At 61.5% G+C, this 18213-nt stretch carries 16 protein-coding genes; 15 read left to right on the top strand and 1 reads right to left on the bottom strand.

Features of this window, described 5'->3' with window-relative positions; translation table 11 throughout:
• The 14 genes from ACRC0P_RS02010 to ACRC0P_RS01945 all read left to right on the top strand — a co-directional run.
• A partial coding sequence (locus tag ACRC0P_RS02010) for an ABC transporter ATP-binding protein (RefSeq protein WP_438628018.1) occupies positions 1-503 on the top strand: 503 nt, incomplete at its 5' end.
• Positions 504-514: 11 nt separating this feature from the next.
• Positions 515-1828: an ABC transporter permease gene (locus ACRC0P_RS02005; protein ID WP_438628016.1), complete on the top strand. Its 1314-nt coding sequence runs from the start codon at positions 515-517 to the stop codon at positions 1826-1828.
• A gap of 7 nt (positions 1829-1835) precedes the next feature.
• Positions 1836-3041: an ABC transporter permease gene (locus tag ACRC0P_RS02000; RefSeq protein ID WP_438628014.1), complete on the top strand. Its 1206-nt coding sequence runs from the start codon at positions 1836-1838 to the stop codon at positions 3039-3041.
• Positions 3042-3227: 186 nt separating this feature from the next.
• Complete coding sequence (locus ACRC0P_RS01995; RefSeq protein WP_438628012.1) at positions 3228-3929, top strand: ABC transporter ATP-binding protein; 702 nt, start codon at positions 3228-3230, stop codon at positions 3927-3929.
• Between the two features lie 11 nt (positions 3930-3940).
• Complete coding sequence (locus ACRC0P_RS01990) at positions 3941-5272, top strand: ABC transporter permease (RefSeq protein ID WP_438628010.1); 1332 nt, start codon at positions 3941-3943, stop codon at positions 5270-5272.
• A 10-nt stretch (positions 5273-5282) separates the two neighbouring features.
• Positions 5283-6491, top strand: a complete 1209-nt coding sequence (locus ACRC0P_RS01985; protein ID WP_438628008.1) for an ABC transporter permease — start codon at positions 5283-5285, stop codon at positions 6489-6491.
• 171 nt (positions 6492-6662) lie between these two features.
• Positions 6663-8009 carry a sigma-54-dependent transcriptional regulator gene (locus ACRC0P_RS01980; RefSeq protein ID WP_438628006.1) on the top strand — a complete coding sequence of 449 codons (1347 nt, stop codon included), beginning with the start codon at positions 6663-6665 and terminating at the stop codon, positions 8007-8009.
• Complete coding sequence (locus ACRC0P_RS01975; protein WP_438628004.1) at positions 8009-9400, top strand: sensor histidine kinase; 1392 nt, start codon at positions 8009-8011, stop codon at positions 9398-9400. The genes ACRC0P_RS01980 and ACRC0P_RS01975 overlap by 1 nt, the downstream gene beginning before the upstream one ends.
• Before the next feature lie 154 nt (positions 9401-9554).
• Positions 9555-10115 carry a helix-turn-helix domain-containing protein gene (locus ACRC0P_RS01970; protein ID WP_438628002.1) on the top strand — a complete coding sequence of 187 codons (561 nt, stop codon included), beginning with the start codon at positions 9555-9557 and terminating at the stop codon, positions 10113-10115.
• 19 nt (positions 10116-10134) lie between these two features.
• Positions 10135-10917 (top strand): lysostaphin resistance A-like protein, encoded by a 783-nt coding sequence (locus ACRC0P_RS01965; protein ID WP_438628000.1) that lies wholly within the window; start codon positions 10135-10137, stop codon positions 10915-10917.
• Positions 10918-11179: 262 nt separating this feature from the next.
• Positions 11180-11737: a TonB-dependent receptor domain-containing protein gene (locus ACRC0P_RS01960; protein ID WP_438627998.1), complete on the top strand. Its 558-nt coding sequence runs from the start codon at positions 11180-11182 to the stop codon at positions 11735-11737.
• A gap of 136 nt (positions 11738-11873) precedes the next feature.
• Entirely contained in the window at positions 11874-13310 is a 1437-nt protein-coding gene (locus ACRC0P_RS01955) for an alkaline phosphatase PhoX (protein WP_438627996.1), read from the top strand.
• A gap of 237 nt (positions 13311-13547) precedes the next feature.
• Entirely contained in the window at positions 13548-14846 is a 1299-nt protein-coding gene (locus ACRC0P_RS01950; protein ID WP_438627995.1) for a jacalin-like lectin, read from the top strand.
• Between the two features lie 392 nt (positions 14847-15238).
• Positions 15239-15511 (top strand): high-potential iron-sulfur protein, encoded by a 273-nt coding sequence (locus ACRC0P_RS01945; RefSeq protein WP_438627993.1) that lies wholly within the window; start codon positions 15239-15241, stop codon positions 15509-15511.
• 157 nt (positions 15512-15668) lie between these two features.
• Here ACRC0P_RS01945 and ACRC0P_RS01940 read toward each other — a convergent pair whose 3' ends face one another.
• Positions 15669-16628 carry an AraC family transcriptional regulator gene (locus ACRC0P_RS01940; protein WP_438627991.1) on the bottom strand — a complete coding sequence of 320 codons (960 nt, stop codon included), beginning with the start codon at positions 16626-16628 and terminating at the stop codon, positions 15669-15671.
• Between the two features lie 368 nt (positions 16629-16996).
• Between ACRC0P_RS01940 and ACRC0P_RS01935 the strand changes: the two genes are divergently transcribed.
• On the top strand, positions 16997-18139 hold the full coding sequence (locus ACRC0P_RS01935; protein ID WP_438627989.1) for an efflux RND transporter periplasmic adaptor subunit: 1143 nt from the start codon (positions 16997-16999) through the stop codon (positions 18137-18139).
• Positions 18140-18213 lie beyond the last annotated feature (74 nt).

The raw sequence follows: 18213 nt of genomic DNA, 5'->3' as shown, positions 1-18213 counted from the left end.
TGGATGTCAGCGGGCTCAACGACCGCCAGCGCTCCCGCCTGCGCAACGAGAAAATCGGCTTTATCTTCCAGGGCTTCAACCTGATCCCGGATCTCAACCTGTTCGACAATATCGATGTACCCCTGCGCTACCGCGGCTTTAACGGCAAGGAGCGGAAAAAGCGCATCGAAAAAGTGCTGGAACAGGTGGGCCTCTCCGCCCGCGCCAAGCATCTGCCCGCACAGTTGTCCGGCGGACAGCAGCAACGCGTCGCCATCGCCCGCGCGTTAGCTGGAGAACCGCGCTTCCTGCTCGCGGACGAACCCACCGGCAACCTGGACTCACTGATGGCGCGGCAGGTGATGGAACTGCTGGAATTTATCAACGAGTGGGGCACCACCATCGTCATGGTCACCCACGACCCGGACCTGGCCCGCCGGGCCCACCGCAATATCCAGATTGTCGACGGCCAGGTGGCCGACCTGCAGCGCGGTGCCGTCAACGCCGAAGCCGCGACTGCATAAGGAGGCACGCCATGTTCGGATACTACATTTCCCTGGCCGTGCGCAGCCTGCGCGGTACGCCAATACTGAGCGCGCTGATGGTGGCCGCCATCGCCGTGGGTGTCGGAGCCTCCATGACCACGCTGACACTCAACTATATGATGTCGCGCAATGCGCTGGCGCACAAAGACGATGTGCTCTACGCGCTGCAGCTGGACAACTGGGATCCGCACAAAGCCTCCGATCACCCCAGCGAGATGCCACCGCAGATTACTTACAAGGATGCGATCAGCCTGCTGCGATCCGATATACCGACCCATCAGGTGGCTATGCACCGCTGGGGTGGCCCCCTGGCACTGGAGGATTCGGAACTGCGTCCGTACACCGTAGAGGCCAGGGTTACCAGCCGCGATTTTTTCGCTCTCTTCGATGTCCCGTTTATCTTCGGTGGCACCTGGCCCAAAGAGGCAGACAGCAACGCTGTGCAGCAGATAGTGCTGTCAGAGGGGACCAATGAAAAACTGTTCAACGGCGAAAATAGTGTGGGACGCACAGTTAATTTTAACGGTGTCCCGTTTACCGTTGCGGGCGTCACAGAACACTGGCAACCCAGCCCAAAGGTACACGACCTCAACAACGGCAACTTCAACAAATCGGCAGAGGTGTTTATACCGTTCGGGCTGCATCGCAACCTCGAGATCTACACCTGGGGCAACACCAACGGCTGGAAACCGCAGGATATCAATAGCTACGAAGATCAACTGGGCAGCGAGTACGTCTGGATTCAGCACTGGGTACAACTGGACAGCCACGAACAGCGGGATCGCTACCGGGATTACCTGACCGGCTTTATCCGCGAACAGAAGGAACAGGGCCGCTTCCCGAGGCCGCTGAAGTTCGGACTCAGCAAGCCCTCCGAGTGGCTGGAGCTGAACGAAGTCGTCGACGGCGACGACCGCATGCTGAGCTGGCTGTCGCTGGCCTTCCTGCTGGTTTGCCTGGTCAATGCGGTGGCACTGCTGCTGGCCAAGTTCCTGCGCAAGGCCCCGGAGGCCGGCGTACGCCGCGCGCTGGGCGCGAGCCGAAAGTCGGTCTTCAGCCAGCACCTGGTGGAGAGCGGCTGTATTGGGCTCGCCGGCGGATTGATCGGCATACTGATGACCCTCGCCGGCCTGGCGCTGATCCGCCAGCTGCAGATGGGCTACCTGGACGCCGTCGCCTCAATGAACTGGCTGATGATGCTGTCCGCTATAGGCCTGGCGATTCTGTCCAGCCTGCTCGCCGGCCTCTACCCGGCCTGGCGCATCAGCCGCACCAACCCTTCCATCTACCTGAAAACCCAGTGAGGCCAACATGCTGGAACTGAGACCCATTCTATCGGCGCTCTGGCGCCACAAAATTTCCGCGCTGCTGATCGCCCTCCAGCTGGGTTTGACCCTCGCCATCGTCGGTAACGCCAGCGTGGTGATACAGGAGCGTGAGGAAAGGATTGCCCGGCCCACCGGGGTGGGAGTAACGGATATCGTTACCGCTAAATTTATGCCGATTGCCAAGGACTACGACAGGCTGGAGGCCTTCCTCCGGGATCTGGATATGATCCGCCAGCTTCCCGGCGTGGCCGCCGCCACCATAACCCGTGCACCCCTGACCGGTGGCGGTTCCGGAATCGGCCTACACACGAAACCCAACCAGGAGGTCGGTGCAACCGGTGGCGCCCAATTCTGGGGGGACGAACACCTTGTCGATGCTTTGGGCATGAAGCTGGTAGCCGGCCGCGCCTTTACTGCAAACGACATCACGGAAGCCAGCTTCAGTAGCGGCTGGCGCCCGAGCAAGGCGATTGTTACACAACAACTGGCTGACAAACTCTTTCCCAACGAAGGAGCACTGGGCAAAGCCATCTATCTCGGAGGCGAAGACAATCCCATGGAGATTGTCGGTATCGTGGAACGCAACCTGGGCCCCTGGCCCAATTCACACAACGCCGGCAGCACACTGTTCTTCCCTGCGATCATGGATACCCAATGGTTCGACTATGTAGTGCGCGCCGAGCCGGGGCAGCGGGAGGCAGTGGCGAAGCTACTGGAGGAAAAGCTGGCGGAGCGCGATCCCCAGCGGGTGATTACCGTCAAAACCCTGCAGGAGCAGCTGGACCGCTACTATGCCCGCGACAATACCATGATCCAGGTGCTGAGCGGCGTGGTCGGCCTGCTGACCTTTATCGTCGCCCTCGGCATCGTCGGCCTGACGGTGTTCTGGATCACCCAGCGGCAGAAACAGATCGGCGTGCGCCGCGCCCTCGGCGCGACCCGCACAGCGGTGAGCCGCTACTTCCTGTTGGAAAACCTGATGATCGCCGCCACCGGCATACTGCTCGGCGTTGCCGCTGCGCAGATATTCAACCACTTCCTCGCCAGCGAGTTCGACCAACCTGCGCTGCCATTGCCCACGACATTTATCTGTGCGCTGATATTGCTCGGTGTCAGCCAGGCAGCGGCACTGGTGCCGGCCCTGCGCGCGGCCAATATCTCGCCGGCAATGGCGACGCGCAGCGTGTGATTTTATTCGGGACTAGGGACTCGCAAGATTGTGTTGTAGGAGCCTGCTTGCAGGCGAATAAAAGGCCGAAACAAGCCACCGCAATATTCGCCTGCGAGCAGGCTCCTACAGGGACGGAACCGTAGGATGCGCAAAGCGCAGCGTGCCCATCCTACAAAAGCAAATGAAGAATTAGGGAAAACCACCATGCTGAAAATGCACAACATCCGCAAAAGCTACCGCACCGACACCATCGAAACCCACGCCCTGCGCGATTTCAGCCTGGAGGTTTCCGAGGGGGAATTTGTCTCGGTCACCGGCCCCAGCGGCTCCGGTAAAACCACCTTCCTGAATATTGCCGGCCTGTTGGAAACCACCACCGGCGGCCAGTACCTTCTCGACGGCGTGGATGTCAGCGGGCTCAACGACCGCCAGCGCTCCCGCCTGCGCAACGAGAAAATCGGCTTTATCTTCCAGGGCTTCAACCTGATCCCGGATCTCAACCTGTTCGACAATATCGATGTGCCCCTGCGCTACCGCGGCTTTAACGGCAAGGAGCGCCGCAAACGCATCGAAAAAGTGCTGGAACAGGTGGGCCTCTCCGCCCGTGCCAAGCACCTGCCGGCGCAGCTCTCCGGCGGACAGCAGCAGCGCGTGGCCATCGCCCGCGCCCTCGCCGGCGAACCGCGCTTCCTGCTCGCGGACGAACCCACCGGCAACCTGGACTCGCTGATGGCGCGCCAAGTGATGGAACTGCTGGAATTTATCAACGAGTGGGGCACCACCATCGTAATGGTCACCCACGACCCGGACCTGGCCCGCCGCGCCCACCGCAATATCCAGATTGTCGACGGCCAGGTGGCCGACTTGCAGCGCGGCCACACCACTGCAGAAGCCGCGATCGCCTGAGGAGAAAAATAATGCTCGGATACTATATTTCCCTGGCGTTGCGCAGCCTGCGCGGCACGCCGATACTGAGCGCGCTGATGGTCGCCGCTATCGCCGTGGGGGTCGGCGCATCAATGACGGTGCTGACGCTCAACTACATGATGTCCCAGAACGCCCTGGCCCATAAGGACCAAGTGCTCTACGCCGTACAGCTGGACAGCTGGGATCCGAATTCGTCCTACCAGGGCGACCGCAACCCCACCCGCATGCCCTGGGAACTGACCTATCAGGACACCCAGGCGCTGCTGCGCTCGGATATTCCCAGCCGCCAAGTAGCCATGCACCGCTGGGGCGCCACCGTCACCCTGGACGACTCCGAACTGCGCCCGTTTATCGGCGGGACTCGGGTCACCACCCGCGATTTTTTTGCACTCTTCGATGTGGATTTCCTCTACGGCAGCACTTGGGAAAAAAACGCTGATAACAACCCCGTCCAGCAACTGGTGATCACGCAGAAGACCAACGAGAAACTCTTCGGCGGTGGGAACAGCGTGGGCCGCACCGTCAACCTGAATGGCAAACCCTTCACGGTGGTCGGCGTGATCGGGAACTGGAACCCGGTGCCCAAGGTCCACGACCTAAACAACGGCGCCTTCAACGATTCGGAGAGGCTCTATATTCCCTTCGGTCTGCACCGCAAGCTGGGAATTTACAGCTGGGGCAACACCAACGCCTGGAAACACGAGAAGGACCTGGAGGGCCAGGGATACGAGGGTTTCCTGCAGAGCGAAATGGTGTGGATACAGTACTGGGTGGAACTGGAATCCGCCGAGCAGAAACAGCGCTACGAGAATTTCCTGACCGGTTACATCCGCGAGCAAAAGGCCCAGGGCCGCTTCGAGCGACCGCTCAAGTTCGGCCTTACCCGGCCTTCCGAGTGGCTGGTGGTCAACCAGGTGCTGCGCGACGACAATCGCATACTCGGCTGGCTGTCACTGGCGTTCCTGCTGGTGTGCGTGGTGAACGCCGTCGCGCTGCTGCTGGCCAAGTTTCTGCGCAAGGCGCCGGAAGCGGGAGTGCGCCGCGCCCTGGGGGCGAGCCGCAACGCCATCTTTACCCAGCACCTGATCGAGAGCGCCTGTATCGGCATTATCGGCGGCCTGTTGGGTATATTGCTCAGCACCTTCGGCCTGGTGGCCGTCAAGAGCCTCGCCATGGGCTTCGCCGACCGCATCGCCCATATGGACTGGGTGATGATGTTCGCCGCAGTCGGCCTGGCGGTCGTCGCCAGTCTGTTGGCTGGCATCTATCCGGCTTGGCGTATCAGCCATACCAGCCCCTCCATCTACTTGAAAACCCAGTGAGGACAGAATCATGTTTGAATTGAAACCCATGTTGTCCGCTCTCTGGCGCAACAAGGTAGCGGCCCTGCTGATTGCCGTGCAGCTGGCCCTGACCTTGGCCATCGTCGGCAATGCCAGCGTTATTGTCGACGATCGCCAGGACAGGATCGCGCGCCCCACCGGCATGGCGGTAGAGGATATTGTCAGTGTCACCTTCCATCCGACGACTTCGGACTTCGACCTGTCCGGTACCGTGCGGTCGGACCTGGACATGGTCCGCGGGATACCTGGTGTTGTCGAGGCCACCCACACCAGCCATATCCCCATTTCCGGTTCCGGATCATCGAGCGACTTCTATCGCGAGCCCAACCAGAGCAGCCTCGATGAAGAGACAGCCAATGTTTATTACACCGGACCGGAGTTTATCGAAGCACTGGGGCTCAAACTGGTTGCGGGCAGGAACTTCACCCCCGCCGAGGTGAAGGTTTTCAACCCGGACGATAGTTACACCTCACCTGTCACCATTGTCACCCAGCAGTTTGCCGATGTGATGTTTCCCGACGGGAACGCCCTGGGCCAGTTCCTGTATACCGGCAAGAACGACCCGATCGAAATTGTCGGTATTGTCGAGCGTCACCTGGGAGCCTGGGTGACCTGGTCCCTCGCCGGCAACGTCGCCTTCTATCCGGCACTGATGGACATCAGTTTCGGGCGCTACGTGATCCGCGCGGAGCCCGGCAAACGCGATCAGGTGCTGAAGCAGGTAGAGGAAAAGCTCGCTCAGAGAGATTCCCAGCGGGTGATTCATATCAAGACCCTTTCCGAAGAATTCGACGAGGGTTATGCAATAGACAACCTGATGGTCAAGGTACTCTCCGCGGTCATCATTATGCTGACCTTTATCATCGCCCTCGGCATCGTCGGCCTGACCTTCTTCTGGATCAACCAGCGCCGCAAGCAGATAGGCGTGCGCCGCGCGCTTGGCGCCACCCGCGCCAATATCAGCCGCTACTTCCTGCTGGAGAACTGCCTGATTGCCGGCACCGGCATCGCCATCGGTATGGCCGCGGCCCAGGTCGCCAATCACTTTATAGTGTCCAACTACTCCCAGCCGGCACTGCCGTTGTCGGTGATGCTGGTCTGTGCGTTAATACTGCTGGGTGTCAGTGTCGCCGCAGCCTTGGTACCGGCCCTGCGCGCGGCCAATATCTCGCCGGCGATGGCAACCCGCAGCGTATAGTTAGCGCTCAGCGTAATCGTGCCGTAGGAGCGGCGACCGCCACGGACGGTGGCAATGCCGATTTTGCAGGAGCAAAAATCGGCCCATGGCCGCGATTGATGTCCGGGCATACTGGAAATCTGATCGCGGCCATGGGCCGCTCCTACTAGGAGAAAGTGACAAAGGAATACTATGGATAAAGTCCTGATCATCGACGACAACCCGGGCATCATCTCCGCCCTGGAACTGCTGTTGTCCCTCCACCGGATAGAAACCCTGAGCGCCCTCACTCCGCCCGCGGGGTTGCAGCTGCTGCGGGAGCACGGGGATATCGGCCTGGTGATCCAGGATATGAACTTCACCGCCGATACCACCTCCGGCGAGGAGGGCCGCGAGCTGTTCTTCGCCATCCGCGAATTCAATCCCGACCTGCCGGTTATACTGCTCACCGCCTGGACCCAGCTGGAGATGGCGGTGGAACTGGTCAAGGCCGGGGCCGCGGACTATATCGGCAAACCCTGGGACGACCACAAGCTGGTGGCCACGGTAAAAAACCTGCTGGAACTGAACGAGCTGCAGGAACAGCAGCGCCAGGCCCGGCAGCAGGCGTTGCAGGCGCGCCAGCAGTTGCGCCAGCAATTCGACCTTCAGGGCATCGTCTATCGCAGCAGCGCCATGCAAAAACTGCTGGAAATGGCCACCCAGGTGGCCAGGTCCGACGTGTCGGTGTTGATCACCGGACCCAATGGAGCCGGCAAGGAAAAGATCGCCGATATCGTGCAGGCCAACTCCCCACTGCGCAACGGCCCCTATATCAAAGTCAATGTGGGGGCGCTGCCGGAGGACCTGATGGAAGCGGAACTCTTCGGCGCCGAGCCCGGTGCCTACACCGGTGCCGGCAACCGCGCGCGACAGGGGCGCTTCGAGGCCGCCGATGGCGGCACCCTGTTTCTCGACGAGATCGGCGAGCTCTCCGCCAGCGGCCAGGTAAAACTGCTGCGGGTGCTGCAGACCGGCGAGTTCCAACGCCTGGGCAGCAGCCAGACGCGCAAGGTCAAGGTGCGCGTGGTCAGCGCCACCAACAGCGACTTGCCGCAGCAGATCGCCGCCGGCGAATTCCGCCAGGACCTCTTCTACCGGCTGAACGTGATCGAATTGAAACTCCCGCCCCTGTGCGACAGGCCCGAGGATATACTGCCGCTGGCACGCAGCTTCCTAAGCGTCGACAAACGGCTCTCCCCGCAAGCGCAAAACATGCTGATGCACTACCACTGGCCGGGCAACGTGCGCGAACTGCAAAACACCATGCAGCGCGCCTCGGTTCTCAGCCGGTCCGAAACCATCGACGAGGAAACCCTGGCCCTGCCGGTGCGGGAAAATACCGGCAAGAAAGTCGACCTCAACTTCGAACCCAGCCGCGAATTACTGGAGCAGACACTGGCCGGCTGCAACGGCGTTATCTCCCAGGCGGCGCGGGAACTCGGCCTCAGCCGGCAGGCGCTCTACCGCCGGCTGGATAAATACGGTATTCCCTATTGATGTTTAAGCAGTCCTCCCTCGAAGGTCGGATCCTCGCTGTATCGCTACTGGCGGTATCTGTCGGCGTCAGCATTCCCTTTGCATTTCTGCATTTCGGTATTGACAGCCGCCTGGCCTGGACCGGTGGCCTGTTGCTGGCGCTGCCCGCAGTGCTGTTCCTACTGCGCTTCGTCACCCACCCTCTCAATCGCACACTGAACGCACTGGAGAGCGGGCTGCTGAATTTCCGCGACGGCGACTTCTCCATCTCGCTGGCGACAAAGCGCAGTGACCAGCTGGGCCAGCTGACCAAGCTCTATAACGAGGTGGGCGAGATACTGCGTCGCGAGCGAGCGCATATCTACCAGCGCGAGCTGCTGCTCGATACCGTGATCCAGAGTTCGCCCCAGTCGCTGCTGCTGGTGGACCAGGGCGATCACATCATCTACGCCAACAGCAGCGCGCGGCACCTGCTGAACAACGGCAAGCCGATCCAGGGCCTGACACTGGAGCGCTTACTGCCCAGTTGCCCACAGGAACTGGCCGATGCCATAGAGAAAAAAGAGGACGGCCTCTTCAGCTACAGCGATGGCGACAACACCCAAACCATGCATATCGGCAACAGCACCTTTGTGCTCAACGCCCAGCGGCACCGGCTGATCGTCATTCGCGAAATGACCCGGGAGCTGACCCGCGCCGAGGTACAGGTGTGGAAAAAAGTCATCCGCCTGATCAGCCACGAACTCAACAACTCCCTGGCTCCCATCTCGTCCATGGCCCACAGTGGGAAACTGCTGGCCCAGCAGTCGAACAAATCTGCGGGAACAGATTTGGACGCCGAAGGCGCCCCCGAGGTGAGCGCCAGGGATGGCGCGAATCACAAAGCCGAAGCCCTGGAGAAAGTGTTCGATATTATTGCCGAACGCTGCCGGCACCTCACCGAGTTCACCCAGGGCTACGCCCGCTTTGCCAAGCTCCCGGCCCCCAGTTGCGAAACCGTGCAATGGCGGCAATTGATCGAGCGCCTGGCGCCGCTGCACCAGTTTACTCTGCACGGAGAACTGCCCGCCCGCCCGGGCTATTTCGATCCGGTACAAATCGAACAGGCACTGCTGAATCTGTTCAAAAACGCCGCCGAAGCCGGCAGCGACAGTGCGCATACGGAACTGCAAATCACCGCCGACGGCCGCGGCCAGGAAATCATCGTGCGCGACCGCGGCTGTGGCATGAGTGAAAAGGTACTGCAACAGGCGTTGCTACCCTTCTACTCCACAAAACCCCAGGGTGTGGGCCTGGGGCTGGCACTTTGCCGCGAAATCGTCGATGCCCACGACGGCCATATCCAACTGCACAACCGCCCCGGCGGAGGACTGCAGATCAACCTGTGGTTGCCTTGGCCCAAGTGTGGGTAAAAGGGGTAGGACAATGGAACTGCGACAGCAATTCACTGGTGGAACCCGCATTCCACGCCATACCCACACGGAGCCCTAGGCCGCAATTGTATTGCAGGGCAGTTACTGCGAAGCCGGCGATAGCGGGCGATGGTGGACACAGGCCGGGGACGTATTGATCCACCGCCCCTTTTCCAGCCACTTCGACTGCTTCGCAAAAAACCCGGCACAGGTTCTCAACCTGCCCCTGCCGCTCGAAATCGGTATTGCGGCAACCCACTGCCGAATCGCGGACCCCGACCTGCTCGTGCGCACCGCCGAGCGCGACCCGCATCAAGCCTCCCAGCTGCTGCTCGCGCAACTGCTGCCGGGAAGCGCCGCCAGCGACGATCCCGTCGACCGCTTCGCCGCACAACTCGCCTCTCCCGATGCCCCCTCTGTCGCCGACTGGTCGCGGCGGGCGGGGCTCAGGCGCGAAACCCTCTTCCGCCAGTTTCGCGCCGCCTACGGTACCAGCCCCACGGAATACCGGGTGGAATCCCGCACCAAACTGGCCTGGAAAGAGATTGTGACCGGTACGCGGCCGCTGGCGGAAATAGCCGCGGATTTCGGCTTCGCAGACCAGGCCCATATGAGCCGCGCGATCCGCAAGCTCACCGGCCTGCCGCCCGGCCGCTGGCGGACGCAACATTCGTTCAATACTCCGGACGGGCAGGCCATTAAATTAACCGCGTAAACCATCACGCGGGTAAAAAATGATGAATACCTCTGTTGTTGCGCCGCATCCCCGGCCATTCTTCGAAGTCACCGGACTGCACTTTCGTCTCTGGCCGATCCTGTTCGCCGGGCTGTTGATGCAGGGAATTTTGTGGCCCGCGCGGCAGGTGGTGCGCTGGTTGTATCACAGCCACCCCGACCTGCTTTTCGGGCAGACCTGGGCTTTTGTCGGTATCGCGATGTTGCTGCAGGCCCTGGGCGGCCTGATCGGCATACTGGCCATGCGCCGCCTGCTGCCCACCGCCGACGGCCACCTGCGCTGGCCGCCGGGCCGCAGCTATGCCGGACTGGCCGCCGCCATGGGAGTCGCCATGGGCCTGGTGATGCTGGTGGCCGATTACTGGCCGCAGCTGCTCACCCAGACCGCGCCCGACGCCGGCTACGACCTGACCCCGGTGGGCGCCAGTGGCTGGCTGGCGATGATGGCCGCTACCGGCCTGGCCGAGGAGACCGTCTTTCGCGGCCTTTTGGTGGGAATGCTGGTGGTGTTGGTACCCGGCCGGGTGCGACTGGGCAGCTTCGAAGTACCCTTCGCCGCCGTAGCTGTCGGCCTGCTGTTTTCCGTGGCCCACTACGAGACCTTTCTGGTGGATCCCTTGCACCTGGCGATAGCGCAGCAGCTGTACGCCTTTGTCTGGGCGCTGGTCTACGTGTGGCTGATGGAGAAGTCCCGCAGCCTGCTCGCGCCGATTATCGCCCACGGGCTGGGCAACTTTACCGAGGTGGCACTGGTGATGTTGATGATGTCCGCCTGGAACTGAAGCGACTCTCTAGCGACCCTCTAGCGGCGGGCTCGCGGCGAAGCCGGTGTGGAGACGCAAGTAAAGCCCGCCGCAAAAATGGTACGCCGGCTACCCATTGGCGCGATTGGACGGTTCTTACAGTAAGGTTTTCTTTAGCAATATCTCTCATAACTTGGCGCAAATTTCATTGCGTCATTTTAGTCTTCACTCGTTGTGTATTGTCGGCGGTAGGAAAAATTCACCCGCAGCGGGCCAGGGGCGGCACACGGCGATAGTTCTGTTGGCTTCTTACAGACGCTTCCCGTTGAAGTTCGCACCCACCGCCGGCGACCAGCGCAACTCCTACCGGATCGAGGAAAGCATCCGCTCCGGTCACGCCAACATCGACGGCGCGCTGGATATCCGCGACAACCTGGCCAGCGGCGGTAACCCCAACCTGGAGCCCTTCGAGGCCAGGCAATACGACGCTACCCTGGAGTGGTACCCGCGGGAGGGCACAGCATTGACCGCCGGGATTTTCTACAAGGATATCTCCACCTTTATCCAGACCCAGGTCTCCGACCTGGAATTCAATGGCGAGGTCTACCGACTCACCTCCAAAGTGAACGGCTCAAACGCGGATGTCTTCGGCACCAACAGCCTGGCCACCGAGAACAATGCCGAGTTCGGCTCACTGGACTTCAGCGCCTCCTATGATATAAACGACGCCGCTTCCGTGTTTATGGAAGGCATCAATATCGCCAACGAGGTGCAACAGCTGTTTGTGGACGACGACGAGTTCCGCAGCTACACGGACTACGGCCGCACTTTTGTATTAGGTGCGAGGATTGATTACTGACAGGCCGGCCTTTGTCATCCCTGGTAGGATGGGCAAAGCGAGCGTAGCGAGTGTGCCCATCACAACCGCTGCTGATGGGCACGCTTCGCTTTGCCCATCCTACAAGGTCGTGCTTTTTAATCTGGGAGAAATAAACATGACAATTTCCCGCCGGCACTTCCTGCGCAACGCGGGCGCCGCCGCACTGGCCTTCGGCGGCCTCTCCAGTTTTTCCGCCCTCGCCCAGGTGTATGCGGTGGACCCGAAGCGCGGCATCGACCGTTTCGGGCAGCTCTACCGGGACCCGGACGGCATCCTCAACCTGCCGCAGGGGTTCAGTTACAAAATCATTTCCCGCAGCGGCGATATGATGTCCGACGGACTCACCACACCCAGCGCCCCGGACGGCATGGCTGCTTTCCCGGTCCCCGGAAAAAAGGACCAGTGCCTGCTGGTGCGCAACCACGAACTGGACTCCGTGGGTGAGGAAATCGGCCCCTTTCAAAACAATCCTTCCCGGGCAAAGTCCGCCGGCAAAAAAGCCTTCGATTTTTATGGGGACCTTCCGGTCAACGGCGGCACCAGTACCCTGCTCTACAGCCACAAAACCGGCCGCGTGGAGCGCTCCCATTTAAGCCTGCTGGGCACTACCCGCAACTGCGCCGGCGGCGCCACCCCCTGGGGCTCCTGGCTCAGCTGCGAGGAGAGTCTGGCCGGCCCCGGCGAGGGCTTCGGCCGCGAACACGGTTATATTTTCGAAGTGCCGGCGATCGCCGAGGGGCTGGTGGACCCGGTGCCGCTGAAGGATATGGGCCGCTTTGTGCACGAAGCGGCCGCAGTGGACAGCAGCAATGGCATCGTCTACCTCACCGAGGATTTCGACCACTCGCTCTTCTACCGCTTCCTGCCCGCGCAGCCGGGGGAGCTGGTCAAGGGCGGTAAGCTGCAGGCGCTGGTGATCCGCGACTGGCCGCGGGCGCTCACTCGCAATTGGACCGAGGACGCGGACAGCCCCGACGCCCGCGCGGTGGAAATCGGCCAGCGCTTCAGCTGCGAGTGGATGGACCTGGAGGACGTCACCTCCCCGGATGGCGACCTGAGCCTGCGCGGTGCGGCGAAGGGGGCGGCGCGCTTCTGCCGTTGCGAGGGTGTGGCTTTCGCCACGCGCGCGGACGGCAGCCGGGAAATCTTCTTCGCCGCCACCGGCGGCGGCCCCGAACATATCGGACAGATATGGCGCTACCGCCCCGGCAGCCACGAGGGCAGCGGCAACGAAACCCCGGGAGAACTGGAACTGGTTTACGAGACCTGCGACCGGGCGCTGATGGAGTCCTGCGACAACCTGGCCATAGCGCCCTGGGGCGACCTGATCATCTGCGAGGACAGCTATTCCGACAACCCGGATATGGTCAACTATATCCGCGGCCTGACGCCGCAGGGAAAACTCTACACCCTGGCCATGAACGCCCACCCGGACAAGGGCGAATTCTGCGGCGCCTGCTTCTCGCCGGATGGCTCCACCCTGTTCGTGAATATCCAGCGGCCGGGGATGACGCTGTCGATTACCGGGCCATGGGGAAAATTACGCGCATAATAAGCAGCGGAGGTTCTTTGTAGGAGCGGTCCATGGCCGCGATCGATAGTGGTTAGTTTCACAACTCGATCGCAGGCATGGGCCGCTCCCGGCCGGACCGCTCCTACAGGGGAAAATATCCGGCAGCCACCCAATTACCAAAATAAATTCATCGGCGCCGCTGTCCCCCCGGCGCCGGCAGAAGCTTTTACCCCTATACCTGCAATTCGCAGGCATCACATGCAAAGGAGATCAGTTGTGAAAAAACTCTTGGGATTAACCGCAACCTTACTGCTCAGCAGTCCAACACTCGCAGACGGGCAGCTCAGCGTACTGACCTACAATGTGGCGGGCCTGCCGGACGCCTTCAGCTCCGGCAGTCCGGCCACCAACACGGTAAAAATCAGCCCGCTGCTCAACGATTACGATATCGTGCTGGTGCAGGAGGATTTCAGCTACCACAGCGACCTGGAGAGTCAGGCGCAACACACCTATCAGTCGTCCCACTCCGGCGATATCGCCATCGGCGACGGCATGAACCGCTTCGCGTTTGCCGGGGTCACTGACTTCGAGCGCACAAAATGGAACGACTGCTACGGTGTATTCGACAGCGGCAACGACTGTCTCACTCCCAAGGGTTTCTCTTTTTCCCGTATGTTCCTGGACGGCGGCGCCATCGTGGACGTGTACAACCTGCACGCCGACGCCAACACCGACCCCAACTCCAACAACGCCCGCGCCAGTAACCTGCTGCAACTGCTGGCAGCCGTTGAAACCCGCTCCCGGGGCCATGCGGTCATCGTCGCCGGCGACACCAATTCCCGCTATACGCGCGCGCCGGACAAGCTGCATGAATTTATCGCCGCCGGTTTCAGCGATGTGTGGGTGGAACAATCCCGCGGCGGCATCTATCCGCGGAGCGGCGACCCGGCACTGCTGGATTGCGCGGACAAGAATAGCGGCAATTGCGAGCGGGTGGATAAAATTCTCTACCGCAGCAGCCCGGCGGTGACACTGTCCCTCAGCGACGCCCACGTGCCCTCACACTTTGTCGACGAAGCGGGCGAGGAACTCTCCGACCACGATCCGGTGGCCGCCCATTTCAATTATTCGGTCGCGGAAGGTTTCCACCTGACCGGCACTCTCGGTGGTCCCCACGGGAACTTCTTCAATGACCTGGCAACCCTCAGCGACAGCGGCTACCCGGCGCCCACCGCTATCAGTCTGCGCGCGGGACGCCGCGTGGACCGGCTGGCATTCGGTTATGCCGACGGACAACAGCTGGGCCATGGCGGCTCTGGCGGCAACCTGCAGACACTGACGCTGGCGCAGGGCGAATACCTGAATACCGTCACCACCTGCCAGGAAAAACACAATGACCACACGCGTATTTTCTATCTGGCGCTGGAGACCAATCTGGGTAATGGCATTTCCGGCGGCAGCCGGGAGGGTTATTGCGAGACTTTCACCGCCCCCGCGGGCATGGGCTTTGTCGGCGCTTACGGCCGCTCCGGGAATGAATTGGACAAGGTCGGTTTTATTGCCCGGGATTTTTAGCCGGCGTTAAGGCTTGTAGGATGGGCAAAGAAGCGAAGCGACGTGCCCATCACAGGGCGCCCGGATCATTGATGGGCACGCTGCGCTTTGCCCATCCTGCGAAACTTCCCCTGTAGGAGCCTGCTTGCAGGCGAATCGCTACGAAGCACTGATCTTTTCGCCTGTAAGCAGGCTCCTGCAAAGCACCCTGTAGGGTGCGCCGCGCGCACCGAGTTGCCGCTCGGAAATCCAAGGCTCACTAAAAACCGGCCTTGATTCCAGCAATCAAAGTAACGCAATCTATTCTCAATTTCCTCTTCATGCGCAGCCCCGCCCAGCCGCTGCAAAGCTGCCCCATCGGGCTAATCTAATAGGGAAAGGCGGGCCAACCCTTCCAACGAGGTAAAGCTGTCATGAACGAGCGAGATCAAAACATTGGGCGGCGGAAATTTCTCAAGCTGTGCGGCTGTTCACTGGCGCTACTGCCGGTCGCGCTGATTGCAACCGACCGAGCGGTCGCCCAGGGCAAGGCGAAGAAGGAGGCGGTGCAGTACCAGGACACACCGAAGAACGGGCAGAAGTGCGCCGACTGCCAACTCTTTACCCCGCCGGATGGCTGCCAGGTGGTGGAGGGAAAAATCAGCCCGGAGGGCTGGTGCAGTCTGTTTGTGGTCAAGCAGTCGTAAACAATTCTGGCCGATACTTTACAAATTGTAGCCAGGAGTAATAGCACTGTGGGAGCCTGCCCTGCAGGCGATTAGGATGTGCGCGGAGCACCCCCAATCGCCTGCGAAGGCAGGCTCCCACATCACGGTTTTCGAATTCAGTTTGAGCAGACCCCGATCAGGCCGATACCCGCTGCTCCCCGCGCAATTTGCTCACATCCGCCCGCGGCGGCGCGCCGAACATGCGACTGTATTCGCGGCTGAAATGGGACGGGCTCTCGTAGCCCACCCGGTAGCTGGCGGAAGCCGCCTCCAGGCCCTCGACTAACATCAGCCGGCGCGCTTCGTGCAGGCGCAGTTTTTTCTGGAACTGGAGCGGCGACATGCGCGTTACCTGCTTGAAACTGTGGTACAGGGACGACTCACTCATATTGGCCTCGCCCGCCAGGTCGCGAATGCGCAACGGCTCGGAGAAGCGGTCCTTGAGCAGGGCGATCACCCGCGAGATACGGTTGGCCTGGCTGTCGACTACGGCGAACTTGCGCATGCGCGCACCCATCTCCCCCATCAGCGCGCGGTAGAGGATTTCCCGGCGCGCCAGCGGCGCCAGTATCGGCGCATCCGCGGGGGTTTCCAGCAGCCCCACCAGGCGGTTTACCGCCTCCAGCATGCCAACGTCCATTTGCGCGACGCACAGGCCGCAGGAGACTTCCGGGCAGGTGAACGCCGGGTCGAGTTCCGGGGCCTTGTCCCCCAGGTCCAGCACCAGATCGGTTACCTCCTGCGGGTCCACGACCAGTTTCACCGCCAGGTAGGGCTCTTCGGGGGAGGCCTCCACCACCTGCCCCACCACCGGTAGGTGTACCGAAGAGGCCAGGTAGCTCAGGGAGCCGTAGGAGATTTGCTTGTCGCCCAGCTGCAGGGTTTTGCTGCCCTGCACGATAAAGCCCAGGCAGGGTTCGTATACCGAAGAGGTACAGCTGGTCGCGGTATCGGAGCGAATCAGTCCCACACCGGCCAGGGATGAGTCCTGCAGCCCCTGCTCCGGCGTCCACCGCTGTATTCTGTGCGCGAGCTTCCTGCGCACCGCTTCGGTATCCGCTTCCCCCGCACCGACCTGCCTGTGCTCCACAGCCATAACCAACTCCTCACCACCCGGTCATCCCCGGGCATTTACCAACCATACCGGCGGCCAGTATACGGAGTTTTGGGCAACCCGCTCAGACTTTTGCAGAATTGGGCAATTACCTTGCAGCAATGTGCAATCCACCTATATCCCGCCAACTATTGCTGTGTTTGGCTTTCACAAGCACAGGCTTGTAACAATTGCGCAACCGGGTGCCGACCCAACTCAACCCGGCAAAGCCTCTAAATATCGCAAAACAGAATTAGGCAATCACTGCACAGTAACCGGATACCGCCCCACAACCCTTCATCGGTATGGTTGCCGTCCATCAGGAAAGAAGCCCCGTTCCACTTTCCGTAACCCAGGGAGTTAATTTTGTTATGGCAAGAATTCTGCAAACCACTTTCCTTGTTCTGGCTGCCACCGCACTGGCGGCATGCGGTGCCGATAAGCAGGACGCCCGGCAGGCGCCGCCACCGGTGGTGGAAGTCGCCGAGGTACTGGCTGAGCCGGCCACGCTCTGGAACGATTTCACCGGCCGGGTGGCCGCGCCGGAAACGGTGGAGCTGAGGCCCCGGGTCAGCGGCTATATCGAGCAGGTCGCCTTCACGGAGGGTGAACTGGTACAGCGCGGGGATCTGTTGTTTTCCATCGACCCCCGCCCCTACCGCGCCCGCGAGCGCGCGGCGCAGGCGGAACTGGCCAGCGCGCGCAGCCAGCTGACCCTGGCCCGGAACCAGGCGGAGCGCGCACAGCAATTGCTGAAAAGCCGCGCGATTTCCCGCGACGAATTCGACCGGCGCAACGCCGCACAGGATTCCGCCAGGGCGGCGGTGGACGCCGCCGAAGCGGCGCTGGAAAACGCCCGCCTGGATCTGCAGTACACCCAGGTCAAGGCGCCGATCAGCGGTCGGGTCGGGCGCGCTTTTATCACCCGCGGCAACCTGGCCAGCGCCGACCAGACGCTGCTGACCACACTGGTCTCGGTGGACCCGATGTATGTCTATTTCGAGAGCGACCAGCAGACATTTGTAGCCAGCCGCAGCTTTTTCACTCCCGAACGGCATCCGGAAGTACGGGTGGGGCTGGCCGGGGAGCCGGGCTTCCCCCATCGCGGGCAGCTGGATTTTATCGACAACCGCCTGAACAGCCACACCGGCACCCTACAGTTTCGCGCGGTGATCCCGAACCCCGATGGCACTTTCAAACCCGGCCAGTTCGCCCGCGTACAGATGCCCACGGAGCAGTTGAGCCGCGCGGTGCTGGTCAACCGCAAGGCGGTGCTCTCCGACCAGGACCGCCGCTTCGTGTATGTGGTGGACGGGGAAAACCGCGTGGCCCGCCGCGAAGTGGGAGCCGGGCCACAGATGGATGAACTGGTGGTGATCCGCCACGGCCTGGACTCCGGTGAGCGGATAGTCGTCAACGGCCTGCAGAAAATCTTCGCCGCCGGTGTGCAGGTGGAGCCGCAGCTGGTGCAGATGCGCGAGCAGGATCCCGACCGGCAGATCGCCGCGCGATGATCGTCAAACACGCTTCCTTGTAGGAGCGGCCCATGGCCGCGATCGGACTCCGAGTGAGAACCCGATCGCGGCCA

It is taken from the genome of Microbulbifer sp. (assembly GCF_051659245.1).
GTDB lineage: Bacteria > Pseudomonadota > Gammaproteobacteria > Pseudomonadales > Cellvibrionaceae > Microbulbifer.
The sequence above is the reverse complement of the archived record's forward strand: the minus strand, read 5'-3'. Positions and strand labels throughout refer to the sequence as shown.